We start from the raw sequence: 12,679 nt of genomic DNA, 5'->3' as shown, positions 1-12,679 counted from the left end.
ACGCGGAAGTCCAAGGACGTCCGCGGGCCGCTGCGAAATCGGCGGAAGCACGGCACCACCGACCCGCTGCCCGTCCGACCCGAGGTGACGACATGACGACGTGGATCCACCCGCTGTCGGCGGAGCTCCGCGAGCCCGCGGAGGTGATCGGGGGCAAGGCGCACGGCCTCGTCGTGCTCCGGCGCCTCGGCCTGCCCGTCCCGCCCGGGTTCGTCATCAGTACGCGGGCCTGCCGCGCCTTCCTCCGCGACGGGCGGTTCCCGGACGGGCTCGGCCCTCAACTGGCCGCCGCCGTAAGCGATCTGGAGTCCGCCACGGGGCGCAGGCTCGGCGGAGCGGAGCGGCCCCTCGCGGTGTCCGTCCGCTCCGGCGCGGGCACCTCGATGCCCGGCATGATGAGCACCGTCCTCAACCTGGGGCTCACCGCCGGGGCGACCGTCGCGCTGGCCGGGGAAACCGGCGATCCGCGCTTCGCGCTCGACTCCCGGCTGCGGTTCCTGGCCGGTTTCGCCTCGGACGTCCTGGGCGCCGGGCGGACCGCCCTGGCAGCCGTCGACCGGGTGCTCGCCGGGCCGGACGCCGGTACGCGGGCGCTCGCCGGGGCGATCGAGGACACCGAGCGGATCATCGTGGAGCGCGGCGGCGGCCCCGTGCCCGAGGACGCGGGGCGGCAGTTGGAACTCGCGGTCGCCGCCGTGTTCTCGTCGTGGCACACCCCGCGCGCACGGACCTACCGCGCCCTGCACGGCATCGCGGACGACCTCGGCACCGCCGTGACCGTCCAGGCGATGGTGTACGGGAACCTGGACGGGCGCAGTGGTACGGGTGTGGCGTTCAGCCGGGACCCGAACACCGGTGAGCACGTTCCGTTCGGTGAGGTGGTGTTCGGGCGGCAGGGCGAGGACGTCGTATCGGGCCGGTGCTCGGCCGGTCCCCTGTCCGGGCCCGGTGGACTCGCCGAGCGTGAACCGGCCGTGTGGGGGCGGCTGTTGGCGGCCCTGGACCGGCTGGAGGAGCACTACCGCGACGGGTGCCACGTGGAGTTCACCTTCGAGCGGGGCGAGTTGTGGATCCTCCAGGTGCGTCCCGGTGGGTACACGGGGCGCGCGGCGGTGCGGGTCGCGGTCGACCTCGTCGGCGCGGGGGTGATCGGCCGCGACGAGGCGGTCCTGCGGGTGCTCCCCCGGGAAGTCCCGCACCTGCGCGCGCCACGGATCGCGGTGGACGGCACGGTGGACGTCCTCACCCGCGGGACGGGGGCCAGTCCCGGTGTCGCGGTCGGCAGGGTGGCGACCACGGCCGACGGGGCGGTGCGGCTGGCGGCGCGCGGGCCGGTCGTGCTGCTGCGCCCGGAGACGTCGCCGCTCGACATGCACGGGCTGGCCGCCGCCGCGGGGGTGGTCACCGCCCGCGGCGGGTCGACCAGCCACGCGGCCGTCGTGGCGCGGGCGATGGGCAAACCGGCCGTGGTGGGTGCCGCGCGGCTCGTCGTCGAGGACGGCGTCCACGTCCGGGTGGGACCGCGCACGCTGCCGGAGGGCGCTCTCGTGGCCGTCGACGGTACGGGCGGCGAGGTCGTCGTCGGTGACCCGCCCCTCGCCCCGGCGACCGCCGATCCGCGGTGGGAACGGCTGCTCGGCTGGGCGGACGAGATCGCGGGCGGCGCGGCGGGTGGCGACGACGTACCACACCTGGAGGACGACGTACGACGCCTGGAGGCGGCGCGGAGCGTACTGCTCCGGCGCCGGAGCTGAGACCTCCCCGCGTCCGTACGCCCGGGGTACGACGACGTGTGCGGCCGGGCCGACCGCCCCTTCGGCGGTGCCCGTCGGCAGCCGCTGCCGCCGCCTCCTCAGGGCAGGAACTTGTCGGCCAGCAGCCGGGCGACGGTCCAGTCCTGCATGGCCACGCCGACCGTCTTGAAGACGGTGCGCCCGGCGCGGGGCGCCTCGGGGGCGGTGAGGGCGGTGCCGAGTTCCGTGAGGTCGTCCTCGGTGAGGGCGCCGGATTCCAGGGCGTGCAGGATCTCGCCGGCTTCCGCGAGGATCGCCGCGCGCTCGTCGATGACCACGGTGGCGGAGGCGAGGAGTTCGTCGGGCAGTTCGCGCATGGTGGGCCGGAACGCGCCGATCGCGTTGACGTGGACCTCGGCGGGGAGGGCCCGCGCGGGGAAGAGCGGGCTGGTCGCCGGGGTGGCGCAGCAGACGATCTCGGCGTCGGCGACCGCGGCCCCGGGGTCGGTGGCGGTGCGGATACGGGTTCCGGTGAGTTCGGGGGCCAGGGTGGCGGCGAGGGCTTCGGCGCGGCGGGGGTCGCTGTCCACCACGGTCAGTTCGCGCAGCGGGCGCACGGTGTGCACGGCGCGGACCTGGTCGGGGGCCTGTCCGCCCGCGCCGATGAGCGTCAGCCGGCCTGCGTCGGCGGGAGCGAGGAGGTCGGTGGCGACGCCGACGGCGGCGCCGGTGCGCAGGGTGGTGACGGTCGCCGCGTCGGCGACGAGGGTGTCGGCGCGGCCGGTCTCGGTCCACACCACGGTGCCGGAGATGGCGGGCACCCGGTCGAAGTTCACGCTCAGCGTCTTGACGATGGCCGAGGCGGTGGCCCGGTGGTGGGCGTTCATCACCAGGAAGTGCCCGTCGCGCATGGCGGTGCGGGTGGGCATCTCGAACTGCCCGGCCGCCAGGTCGACGAATCCGCCGCGCACGGCGTCGATCGCCTCGCGCATGGAGACGGCTTCGCGGATCTCGTGGGGGGCGAGGGTGACGGTTTGCATGGCGACTCCGCTTCGTGGGTGGGTTCGCTGGGCGGGCCTCTCCGGGCCGGGCGGGACACCCGGTGAAGCCGGTGAGGTATTACACCTTACGACGGGATCCGACCGGTCGAGGACCGCCGTTTCCGTGTTATGTATGGAACGTGACCGCTTCCCGCCCCTCTTCCCGCCAGTCCGCCGCGCCCTCCGTCCGCCTGCGGCCGGTGAGTCTGCGCGAACAGGCCCGCGACGAGCTGCGCGCCCGGATCGTGCTCGGGCAGATCGAGCCGGGCGAGGTACGCAGCGTGATCGCCGTGGCCGAGGAGCTCGGGGTGTCCATCACGCCCGTGCGCGAGGCGGTGATGGACCTGGCCAATCAGGGGATGGTCGAGGTCATCCGCAACCGGGGCTTCCGCGTGCCGGTGCTGACCGAACACGACCTGGACGAGATCTACCGCATCCGTGCGCTGCTGGAGGCCCCGGCGATGGCGGATGTCGTCCGCGTGCTGGACGGGGCCCCGGTGCCGGAGTTCCGCCGGCTCGCCGAGGAGATCACCGAGGCCGCGCGGGCGGGCGATCTGGCGACGTTCCTGGACAAGGACCGGCAGCTCCACCTCGGGCTGCTGGACCTGCTGTCCAACGGCCGGCTGACGGCGATGGTCGCCCAGTTGCGCGACCAGGCCCGGATGCGGGGGCTGCGGCAGCTCGCGGCCCGGGGCGAGCTGACCCGGTCCGGCGAGGAGCACCTCGCACTGGTGGACGCCATCGAGGCGGGCGAGGCCGAGCGGGCGGTGGAGCTGATGCACGCCCACCTCGCACACAGCCGGGGCAGCTGGGCCGGACGCCCCGAGTCCGCTTCCTGACCGGCCCCCTCTCCCGCACCGTCGGCGCCAAAGCCGGGCCCCGCTCAACGGAGTGCCACTGACACGGGCGTGCGCCCCGGCATGCCGACGCACCCTCAACCGCACTCTTCCGCCTGCCCGTTGACGTGTGCTGGGTAAGGTATTACACCTGACAGCCGGACGTACGGGTCCGACCGCACGGGGGGCCGCGGGGCCGATGCGCGCCGCACCGCCGCCGTGCGCGGGGACCGAACCCACGGGAAGGGCAAGGACGCTCATGGCCGGGCAGCAGAATCCGACGATCGGCACCGTCGACTACCACACGGGCGGCGAGCCCTTCCGCATCGTCGGCGAGCCCCCGGTCGCCATCGAGGGGGCCACCGTCGCCGAGCGGCGCGTCTTCGCCCTCACCGACCCGGACGTCGGCCACCTGCGCAGGCTGCTGTGCTCCGAGCCCCGCGGGCACGCCGACATGTACGGCGGGTTCCTCACCCCGCCCGACGACCCGGGCGCCCACTTCGGGGTGCTGTTCTGGCACAAGGACGGCTTCTCCACCGCCTGCGGCCACGGCTCCATCGCGCTCGCGGTCTGGGCCGTGCGGTCCGGGCGGGTGCCGCTGGACCCCTCGGGCAGCACCGCCGTGGTCATCGACGTCCCCTCGGGGCGGGTCACCCTCCACGTGCGTACCGACGGCGACCGGATCACCGGGGTCGACTTCGTCAACGTGCCCAGCTACCGCCTCGCCGAGAAGGTGGCCCTGGCCACCTCGCGGGGCGACGTCGTGGTCGACGTCGCCTACGGCGGCGCCCTCTACGCCCACCTCGACGCCTCGGCCGTCGGTCTGGCCGTCACGCCCGAGCACTACACCGACCTGATCGCGATCGGGCGGGAGGTGAAGTGGGCGCTGAACGACACCCCGTACGCCCGTCACCCCGTCGACGACCGCCTCAGCGGCATCTACGGCACCGTCCTCTACGACGACCTCGGCACCGACCCCGCGGGCAATCCCCACCAGCGCAACGTGACCGTCTTCGCGGACGGCCAGGTCGACCGCTCGCCGTGCGGCTCGGGCACCTGCTCGCGGGTCGCCGTCCTCGCGGCGACCGGCGCGCTCCGGCCGGGGCAGACCCTGGTCCACGACTCGATCGTGGGCAGCCGGTTCACCGCCCGTGTGCTGGCGGAGCTGACCGCCGACGGGTACCCGGCCGTCGTCCCGCAGGTCACCGGGACCGCGTACCGCACCGGCGAGCACCGTTTCGAACTGGACCCCGACGACGGTCTCGGCACGGGCTTCGTCCTGCGCTAGGGGTCCTGCGCCCGGGTGTGCCGCACGTGTCGTGTTCGGGGGCCTGCCGACGGCTCGGGCCCCCGATACGGTGGTGCCGGGAACACGTCTTGTCTTCGCGGATCGGATGGAGGGCCCATGGGTGGGGGCCGGCACGACGATTCCGGAAGTGGCCTCGGCCGGTTCCGGCTGGACGAGCTGCTGGACGAACTGCAGGTGCGCATCCAAACGGTGCGCGGCACCCGGGACCGGTTGCACAGCCTGCTGGAGGCGGTGCTCTCGGTGGGGCGGGAGCTGGATCTGCCGCAGGTGCTGCACGGCATCGTCGAGGCGTCGGTGGTGCTGGTGGACGCCGAGTACGGGGCGCTGGGTGTGATCGGGCAGGGGCAGCGGCTGTCCCAGTTCCTGCCGGTGGGGGTGAGCCAGGAGGGGCACGCGCGGATCGGTGATCTCCCCTCCGGGCACGGGCTGTTGGGCGAGCTGATCCGGCATCCGCAGGCGCTGCGGCTGGACGAGCTGTCGGAGCACCCTGCCTCCTCCGGATTCCCACCGAACCATCCGCCGATGCATTCGTTCCTGGGGGTGCCGATCCGGGTGGGCACGGAGGTCTTCGGGAACCTGTACCTGACGGAGAAACGCGGCGGCGCGGGGTTCGACGCGGAGGACGAGGCGGTCCTGACCACGCTCGCGGTGGCCGCCGGGGTGGCCATCGAGAACGCCAGGACGTACGAGGAGGCCAGGCTGCGGGAGCGGTGGCTGGAGGCGAGCGCCGAGTTCACCGCGGGGCTGCTGTCCGGGATGCCGGAGACCCGGGTGCTGGAGGTGATGGTCGAGCGGGCCCGGCAGATCACGTCCGCGGACCTGGGTGTGGTCGATCTGGTGGAGGGCACGGAGGGGCTGCGGGGCGTGCTGGCCCACGGGGAGGGCGCGGCGGCGCACCGCGGGCTGTCGGTGCCGCGCGAGGGCACGCTCGCGGGGGCGGCCCTGCGGGCGGCCGGCCTGGTGACGTCCACGGCCGTGGGGGACGACCCCCGGGTGACGTTCGCCCCCGAGCGGTGGAAGGGGTTCGGGCCCGCGGTGGCGGTGCCGATCGGTGAACGCGGCGTCCTGGTGCTGGCCCGCGCCGCGGGCAGGCCGGCCTTCGGCACGGCGGAGACCGCGCCGCTGCCGGGTTTCGCCGGGCAGGCCGCGCTGGCGCTGGAGCTGGCGGACCGGCGGCGGGACGCGGAGCAGGTGAGCCTGCTGGAGGACCGGGACCGGATCGCCCGCGATCTGCACGACCTGGCGATCCAGCGGCTGTTCGCGACCGGGATGACGCTCCAGAGCACGCTGCGTTTCGTACAGCATCCCGAGGCGAACGAGCGGCTGGTGCGGGCGGTGGACGACCTCGACGAGACCATCAAGATCATCAGGTCGACCGTCTTCGGGCTGCGGGCCCACGACTCGGCGGTGCCCGGCAGCGGGTTGCGGATCAGTGCGGTGCGCACGGTGGAGGAGGCGGTGCCCGCGCTCGGCTTCACGCCGTCGCTGCGGATGGAGGGGCTGCTGGACACGGACGTACCGCGTGCGGTGGCCGAGGAGGTGGTGGCGGTGCTGGGCGAGGCGCTGTCCAACGTGGCCCGGCACGCGTCCGCTTCACGCACGGACGTCTCCCTGGTGGTGGGCGGGAGCGGTCTGACGGTCACCGTGGTGGACGACGGGGTGGGCCTGCGGGAGGGGACCCGGCGCAGCGGTCTGCGCAATCTCGCCGAGCGGGCGGAGCGGCTCGGCGGAAACCTGGTGCTGGCGGGCGGGGCTGCGGGCGGCACCCGGCTGGAGTGGCAGGTGCCGATCCCGCCGCAGCGGTGACGGGCGCCGCGGCGCCGCAGCCCTGCCCTCCGTCAACTCCCTTTTTCCTCCGGCTTGTTGAACCTCGCGGCGAGCACCGCGGCCTGGATGCGGCGTTCGACCCCGAGCTTCGACAGCATGCGGGAGATGTGGTTCTTGACGGTCTTCTCGGACAGGTAGAGCTGTTTGCCGATCTGCCGGTTGGTGAGCCCCTCGCCGATGAGGACGAGGATCTCCCGCTCGCGGGTGCTCAGCGCGGCCAGCCGCGAGTCCTCCGCCCCGGTCTCCTGCGCGGGGCCGCGCAGACTGCTCATCAGCCGGGCGGTGGTGGCCGGGTCCAGCATCGACTGCCCGGAGGCCACCGTACGGACGGCTTCGACGAGGTCGGAGCCCTTGATCTGCTTCAGGACGTAGCCCGCGGCGCCCGCCATGATGGCGTCCAGCAGGGCGTCGTCGTCGTCGAACGAGGTGAGCATCAGACAGGCCAGCCCCGGTGTCCGCGACAGCATCTCGCGGCAGACGGTGATGCCGTCGCCGTCCGGCAGTCTGACGTCCAGGATCGCCACGTCGGGGCGCAGGGCGGGGCCCCGGACGAGGGCCTGTCCCCCGGTGCCCGCCTCGCCGACCACCCGCATGTCGGGTTCGGCGTCCAGGAGGTCGCGCACCCCGCGGCGGACCACCTCGTGGTCGTCGAGCAGGAAGATCCGGATCGGCTGCTGCGGCGGTGCCGTCGGCGTGGTCATGGCTGCCCCTCGGGTTGGTGCGCTCCTTGCGATCGTGCCGTGCGGGAGGTGCGGTGCGCCAGGGCCGGTCGGCCCTGTTGGGTGTGCCCGCACACCGGCACTTCTTCCGGACGGTTCGTCAGCTCTCAGCAGATGCGCGGAAGTTGTTCGCCCAGCGGCAGGTCGACGATCCGCCGGGCGCCCACCAGGGTGCGCACCACTACCCGGCCGGCCGGTCCGGCCGCCGCGCTGCCGATCCGTACCGCCCCCTCCCCCTCGGGGTGGGCGCGCAGGGCGCCGAGGGCGTCGTCGGCGTGCTCGGGGGCGACGAAGGCGACCAGGCAGCCCTCGTTCGCGACGATCAGGGGGTCGAGTCCGAGCAGGTCGCAGGCGGCGGCCACGGCCGGCGGCACGGGCAGGGCGGCTTCGTCGATCTCCACCAGGAGGGCCGAGTCGCGGGCCAGTTCGTTGAGGGCGGTGGCGAGGCCGCCCCGGGTGGGGTCGCGCAGCGCGTGCACGGCGCTGCCGTACGGGGCCAGGGCGTGCACGAGGCGGTGCAGGGGGCGGCTGTCGGAGGCGATGTCGGTGTCGAAGCCGAGGCCCTCGCGGGTGGAGAGCACGGCGGTGCCGTGCAGGCCGATCGGCCCGGAGAGCAGTACGGCGTCGCCCGGCCGTGCTCCGGCGGCGGACGGGCTCAGCCCGGCGATCCGGCGGCCGATGCCGGTGGTGTTGAGGAAGAGCCGGTCGGCGGCGCCCCGGCCGACCACTTTGGTGTCGCCGGTGACGACGGGGACGCCCGCCCCGCGTGCGGCCCGGCCCGCCGAGTCGAGGACGGCCCGCAGTTCGGCCAGCGGCAGCCCCTCCTCGGCGATCACCGCCAGGGTGAGCGCCAGGGGTGCCGCGCCGCGCATGGCGAGGTCGTTGACGGTGCCGTGGACGGCGAGCGAGCCGATGTCGCCGCCGGGGAAGAAGAGCGGGCTGACCACGAACGAGTCGGTGGAGACGACGAGTTCACCGTCTCCGGGCAGGAGGGCGGCGTCCTCCAGCGGCCCGGCGGGCGGGCCGCCGAGTGCGGGCAGGACCGTCGTGTCCAGGAGTTCGGCGGTGAGCCGGCCGCCCGCGCCGTGGCCGAGCTGGACGAGTTCGCGCCCCTGGTGCGGGAGGGGGCAGCCGGGTGCCCGCGGGGTGTCGGTGTTCACGGGGCGCAGCTCCCGTTCCCGGTGCGGCCCGCGGCGTAGTAGGCGGCGCAGGTGCCCTCGGCGGACACCATGGGGGCGCCGAGGGGGGTGCGCGGGGTGCACCGGGTCGCGTAGGCGGTGCAGTCGGTGGGCAGGCGGGCGCCGGTGAGGACGGCGCCGGCGATGCACGCGGGGTCCTCGACCGGGTGGGTGCCGACGACGTCGAAGCGCCGGGCCGCGTCGAAGTGCCGGTAGGCGGGGGCGAGTTCGAGTCCGCTGGCGGGCAGGGTGCCGATGCCGCGCCAGGCGCGGTCGGTGACCCGGAAGACCCGGGCGACGGCGTCCCTGGCGGCGGTGTTCCCGGCCCGGCGCACGGCACGGACGTACTGGTTCTCCACTTCGTGGCGGCCCGACTCCAGTTGGGCGACGGCCATGAGGATGCCCTCCAGCAGGTCGAGGGGTTCGAATCCGGTGACGACGACGGGGACCTCGTACCGGCGGGCGATCGGTTCGTACTCGCGCCAGCCCATCACCGCGCAGACGTGCCCGGCGGCCAGGAACGCCTGGACCTCGCAGTCCGGGTCGTCGAGGAGCGCGGTCATCGCGGGCGGTACCAGGACGTGGCTGACCAGCAGCGAGAAGTTGGCCAGTCCGAGGCGGGCGGCGTGCAGGACGGCCGCCGCGTTGGCGGGCGCGGTGGTCTCGAACCCGACGGCGAGGAAGACCACTTCGCGGTCCGGGTGCAGCCGGGCCAGACGCACCGCGTCCATCGGCGTGTACACCACGCGTACGTCGGCGCCCCGGGCCCGCAGCGCGAGCAGGTCGGTCCGGCTGCCCGGCACCCGCAGCATGTCGCCGAAGCTGGTGAGGATCACCTCCGGGCGGGCGGCGACGGCCATGGCCCGGTCGAGGGTCTCCAGCGGGGTGACGCAGACCGGGCAGCCGGGTCCGTGGATCATGCGGATGCCGGCGGGCAGGAGTTCGTCGATCCCCTGCCGGACCAGGGTGTGGGTCTGGCCGCCGCACACCTCCATGAGGCGCCAGGCCCGGGTGGCGACGCGCTCCAGTTCGGCGAGCAGGTGCCGGGCGAGCAGGGGGTCGCGGTACTCGTCGAGATGCTTCATCGGCGCGGGCCGGCCTGCGGTCCCTCGGGTGCGGTGAGCTCCATCCGTACGTCCACGACGCCCTCCACGGCCTGGGCCAGGCGGGCGGCCACCGGCACCAGGCGGCGGTCGCGGATCGCGCCCCGGACGGTGACCACGCCCTCCTCGACGGACGCGGTGACGTCCTGGCCGGGGAAGAGCGGGGCGAGGGTCCGGTGCACCTCGGCGGCGAGTTCGGTGTCGGAGCGGAGGAAGACCTTCAGCAGGTCGCTGCGGCTGACCACGCCCTGGAGGATGCCGATGCGGTCGATCACCGGGAGCCGTTTGACGCCGCGCCGGGCCATGATGCGGGCCGCCTGGGTGAGCGTGGTGTCGGCGTGCACGGAGACGGCGGGCGAGGTCATCAGGTCGCCCGCCGTGGTGCCCCCGGCCTTGGCGAGTTCGGCGAGGTGCCGCGCCCGGACGGCCTCGATCCGGCCGGTCGGCAGGGGGGCCGCGGGGTGCTGTTCGGACAGCGACAGGTCCGGGCGGTCTTCCCGGTACTCCTCCTTGGGCAGCAGGTCGGCCTCGGAGACGATGCCGATGACCCGGCCCTCGCCCTCCAGGACGGGCAGTGCGCTGACCTTCCACTGGTCCATGAGGGTGACGATCTCCTTGAACGGGGCGTCACGTCCGATGGAGATGACGGTCTGGGTCATCACGTCGCTCACGAGGTGCGGGGAACTGGGCACGGCGGGCCTCCGGGGTCGGTGTCGGCGGGTCGGGGATCGGCGGACGGCGGGTCGAGGGGGTGGGTGCGTGCGACGGTGAGGTCGAGGAAGTGGACCGAGCAGGAGATGCAGGGGTCGTGGTTGCGGATGGCCCGCTCGCACAGCGCGGCCAGTTCCGCGTCGTCCGGCGCTCCGGCGTCCAGGGCGGCCTGGGCGGCGCGCCGCAGGTCGTCCTCGATGGCGCCCTGGTTCTGGGCGGTGGGCGGGACGATCCGGGCGTCGGTGACGGTGCCGTCGGCGTCGAGCGCGTACCGGTGGTAGAGCAGGCCGCGCGGGGCCTCGGTCGCTCCGTGGCCGGTGCCGGCGGCGGGCGGGACGCCGGTGTACGGGCGGGCCGGTGGCTCGTAGGTCTCGATGAGCCGCAGCGCCTCGGTGACGGCGTACACGACCTCGACGGCCCGGACCAGGATCGAGCGGTACGGGTTGCGGCAGGCGGTTCCCTCCCAGGGGTCGCCGAGGCCGGCGGCGCGGGCGGCGTCGCGGGCGGTGCGGGTGAGCCACCGCCCGCTGATCGCGTACCGGGCGAGGGATCCGGTGAGGTGGCGGCGGCCGTCCAGGGTGGAGTACAGGGCGGTCGAGTGCGGGAGGTGTTCCTCGCGGACCCGGTCGAGGAAGGTGTGCAGGGGGAAGGTGTACGTCGTCGGGGGGTACGCGTCCCGGGTGCGCCCGGTGGGGTCCGCGCGCAGCACGGCCGGTGTGCCGCTCTCGATGGCGTACGTCCCGGGGGCGGCCAGCGCGAACAGGTCGGCGTCGGTCGTCGCGTCGGGGAAGTCGAAGGCGGAGACCCACTCGACGGTCTGCCGGGCGTCGTCCAGCGCGTGCCGCAGCCGCTCCCGCAGGGGGTGCAGTTCGCCGGGAGCCGGGGCGCGGTGGAAGCCGCCGAGCCGGACGTTGACGGGGTGCACGGCGCGTCCGCCGAGGAGTTCCAGGATCGCGTTGCCGGCCTGTTTGAGGCGCAGGCCGCGTTCGACGGGGCCCGGGGCGGTGCGGGCGAGTTCGAGGGCTCCGTCGCAGCCGAGGAAGTCGGGGGCGTGCAGCAGGTGGATGTGCAGGGTCTGGCTCTCGATCCACTCCCCGCAGCACAGGAGCCTGCGCAGGGCGGCGATCCGCGGGTCGACGGTGACCCGGCAGGCGTCCTCGACGGCCGCGCAGGCGCTGAGCTGGTAGGCGACGGGGCAGATGCCGCACACCCGGGCGGTGATGTCGGGCGGTTCGGTGTGGGCGCGTCCGCGCAGGAACGCCTCGAAGAAGCGGGGCGGTTCGTAGATCCTGAGCCGGGCCTCGGTGACGGTGCCGCCGTGGACGTCCAGGTGCAGGGCGCCCTCCCCCTCGACGCGGGTGAGCGAGCCGACGTGCAGGACCCGGGAGCCTCGGTGCGTCACGGCCGCCCCTCCTCCTCGCGCACGGTCGGTTCCTCCTCGAAGGCCGCGCAGTTGAAGGTGTGCAGGAGGCGTTGGACGTCGTGGTCGTCCATGCCGTCGCGGTGCAGTACGGGGATGAGCGCGGGCAGGTTGACCGAGAGCGATCCGCGGGAGGGTCCGGGGCGACCGGCCGGGCCGAAGCAGCCGTAGCAGCCCCGCCCGTACGCCGGGCAGAGGGCTCCGCAGCCCGCGTGGGTGACGGGGCCCAGGCAGGGGGTGCCGTGGGCGACGGTCACACAGACGGTGCCGCGCCGCTTGCACTCGAAGCAGACGCTGTGGTCGGGGATGTCGGGCTTGCGGCCGGCCAGGTGGGCGGTGATCACTTCGAGGAGCTGGCGGCGGTCGACGGGGCAGCCGCGCAGTTCGAAGTCGACGTCGACGTGGGCGGCGACGGGGGTGGAGGTGGCGAGGGTGTCGATGTATCCGGGGCTCGCGTAGACGGCCCGGCGGAACTCCTCGACGTCGGCGAAGTTGCGGAGCGCCTGGATGCCGCCGGCCGTCGCGCAGGCCCCGATGGTGACCAGCCGGCGGGAGGCGGCGCGGATGTCCCGTATCCGGGCGGCGTCCGCGCGGGTGGTGACGGAGCCCTCGACGAGGGCCAGGTCGTACGGTCCGGGGCGCACGGCGCTCGTCGCCTCCAGGAAGTGGGCGATCTCCACCTCGCCGGACAGCGCGAGGAGTTCGTCCTCGCAGTCGAGCAGGGTGAGCTGGCAGCCGTCGCAGGAGGCGAGTTTGAACACGGCGAGCGTCGGCCGGCTCATGACGTGCTCTCCGCGCTCGGG

Annotated in this window: 11 protein-coding genes; 4 read left to right on the top strand and 7 right to left on the bottom strand. The window is 74.4% G+C overall.

Features of this window, described 5'->3' with window-relative positions; genetic code table 11:
* Positions 1-92 precede the first annotated feature (92 nt).
* On the top strand, positions 93-1,754 hold the full coding sequence (locus ACFYVL_RS34170) for a pyruvate, phosphate dikinase (protein ID WP_389251917.1): 1,662 nt from the start codon (positions 93-95) through the stop codon (positions 1,752-1,754).
* Between the two features lie 98 nt (positions 1,755-1,852).
* On the opposite strand, the gene ACFYVL_RS34165 is transcribed toward ACFYVL_RS34170, so the two are convergent.
* Positions 1,853-2,773, bottom strand: a complete 921-nt coding sequence (locus ACFYVL_RS34165; protein WP_389251914.1) for an ornithine cyclodeaminase family protein — start codon at positions 2,771-2,773, stop codon at positions 1,853-1,855.
* Positions 2,774-2,913: 140 nt separating this feature from the next.
* Between ACFYVL_RS34165 and ACFYVL_RS34160 the strand changes: the two genes are divergently transcribed.
* The 3 genes from ACFYVL_RS34160 to ACFYVL_RS34150 all read left to right on the top strand — a co-directional run bounded on the left by ACFYVL_RS34160 (position 2,914) and on the right by ACFYVL_RS34150 (position 6,724).
* Positions 2,914-3,612: a GntR family transcriptional regulator gene (locus tag ACFYVL_RS34160; protein ID WP_389251912.1), complete on the top strand. Its 699-nt coding sequence runs from the start codon at positions 2,914-2,916 to the stop codon at positions 3,610-3,612.
* Positions 3,613-3,868: 256 nt separating this feature from the next.
* Positions 3,869-4,897 (top strand): proline racemase family protein, encoded by a 1,029-nt coding sequence (locus ACFYVL_RS34155; protein ID WP_389251910.1) that lies wholly within the window; start codon positions 3,869-3,871, stop codon positions 4,895-4,897.
* Positions 4,898-5,014: 117 nt separating this feature from the next.
* The gene (locus ACFYVL_RS34150; protein WP_389251908.1) at positions 5,015-6,724 is read left to right on the top strand and encodes a GAF domain-containing sensor histidine kinase; all 1,710 of its coding nucleotides are present in this window, start codon (positions 5,015-5,017) and stop codon (positions 6,722-6,724) included.
* A gap of 32 nt (positions 6,725-6,756) precedes the next feature.
* On the opposite strand, the gene ACFYVL_RS34145 is transcribed toward ACFYVL_RS34150, so the two are convergent.
* The 6 genes from ACFYVL_RS34145 to ACFYVL_RS34120 form a co-directional block, all read right to left on the bottom strand.
* Complete coding sequence (locus ACFYVL_RS34145) at positions 6,757-7,446, bottom strand: response regulator (RefSeq protein ID WP_389251906.1); 690 nt, start codon at positions 7,444-7,446, stop codon at positions 6,757-6,759.
* A gap of 125 nt (positions 7,447-7,571) precedes the next feature.
* Positions 7,572-8,624, bottom strand: coding sequence for a hydrogenase expression/formation protein HypE (gene hypE / locus ACFYVL_RS34140; protein WP_389251904.1), 1,053 nt, complete (start codon positions 8,622-8,624; stop codon positions 7,572-7,574).
* Positions 8,621-9,727, bottom strand: coding sequence for a hydrogenase formation protein HypD (gene hypD, locus ACFYVL_RS34135; RefSeq protein WP_389251902.1), 1,107 nt, complete (start codon positions 9,725-9,727; stop codon positions 8,621-8,623). The genes hypE and hypD overlap by 4 nt, the downstream gene beginning before the upstream one ends.
* Positions 9,724-10,437, bottom strand: a complete 714-nt coding sequence (locus tag ACFYVL_RS34130; RefSeq protein ID WP_389251899.1) for a CBS domain-containing protein — start codon at positions 10,435-10,437, stop codon at positions 9,724-9,726. Before ACFYVL_RS34130 ends, hypD begins: the two co-directional genes overlap by 4 nt.
* Positions 10,413-11,858 (bottom strand): Ni/Fe hydrogenase subunit alpha, encoded by a 1,446-nt coding sequence (locus tag ACFYVL_RS34125; protein WP_389251897.1) that lies wholly within the window; start codon positions 11,856-11,858, stop codon positions 10,413-10,415. Before ACFYVL_RS34125 ends, ACFYVL_RS34130 begins: the two co-directional genes overlap by 25 nt.
* Complete coding sequence (locus ACFYVL_RS34120; RefSeq protein WP_389251895.1) at positions 11,855-12,658, bottom strand: oxidoreductase; 804 nt, start codon at positions 12,656-12,658, stop codon at positions 11,855-11,857. Before ACFYVL_RS34120 ends, ACFYVL_RS34125 begins: the two co-directional genes overlap by 4 nt.
* Between the last annotated feature and the right edge of the window lie 21 nt (positions 12,659-12,679).

It is taken from the genome of Streptomyces sp. NPDC004111, from assembly GCF_042874215.1.
GTDB lineage: Bacteria > Actinomycetota > Actinomycetes > Streptomycetales > Streptomycetaceae > Streptomyces.
The sequence above is the reverse complement of the archived record's forward strand: the minus strand, read 5'-3'. Positions and strand labels throughout refer to the sequence as shown.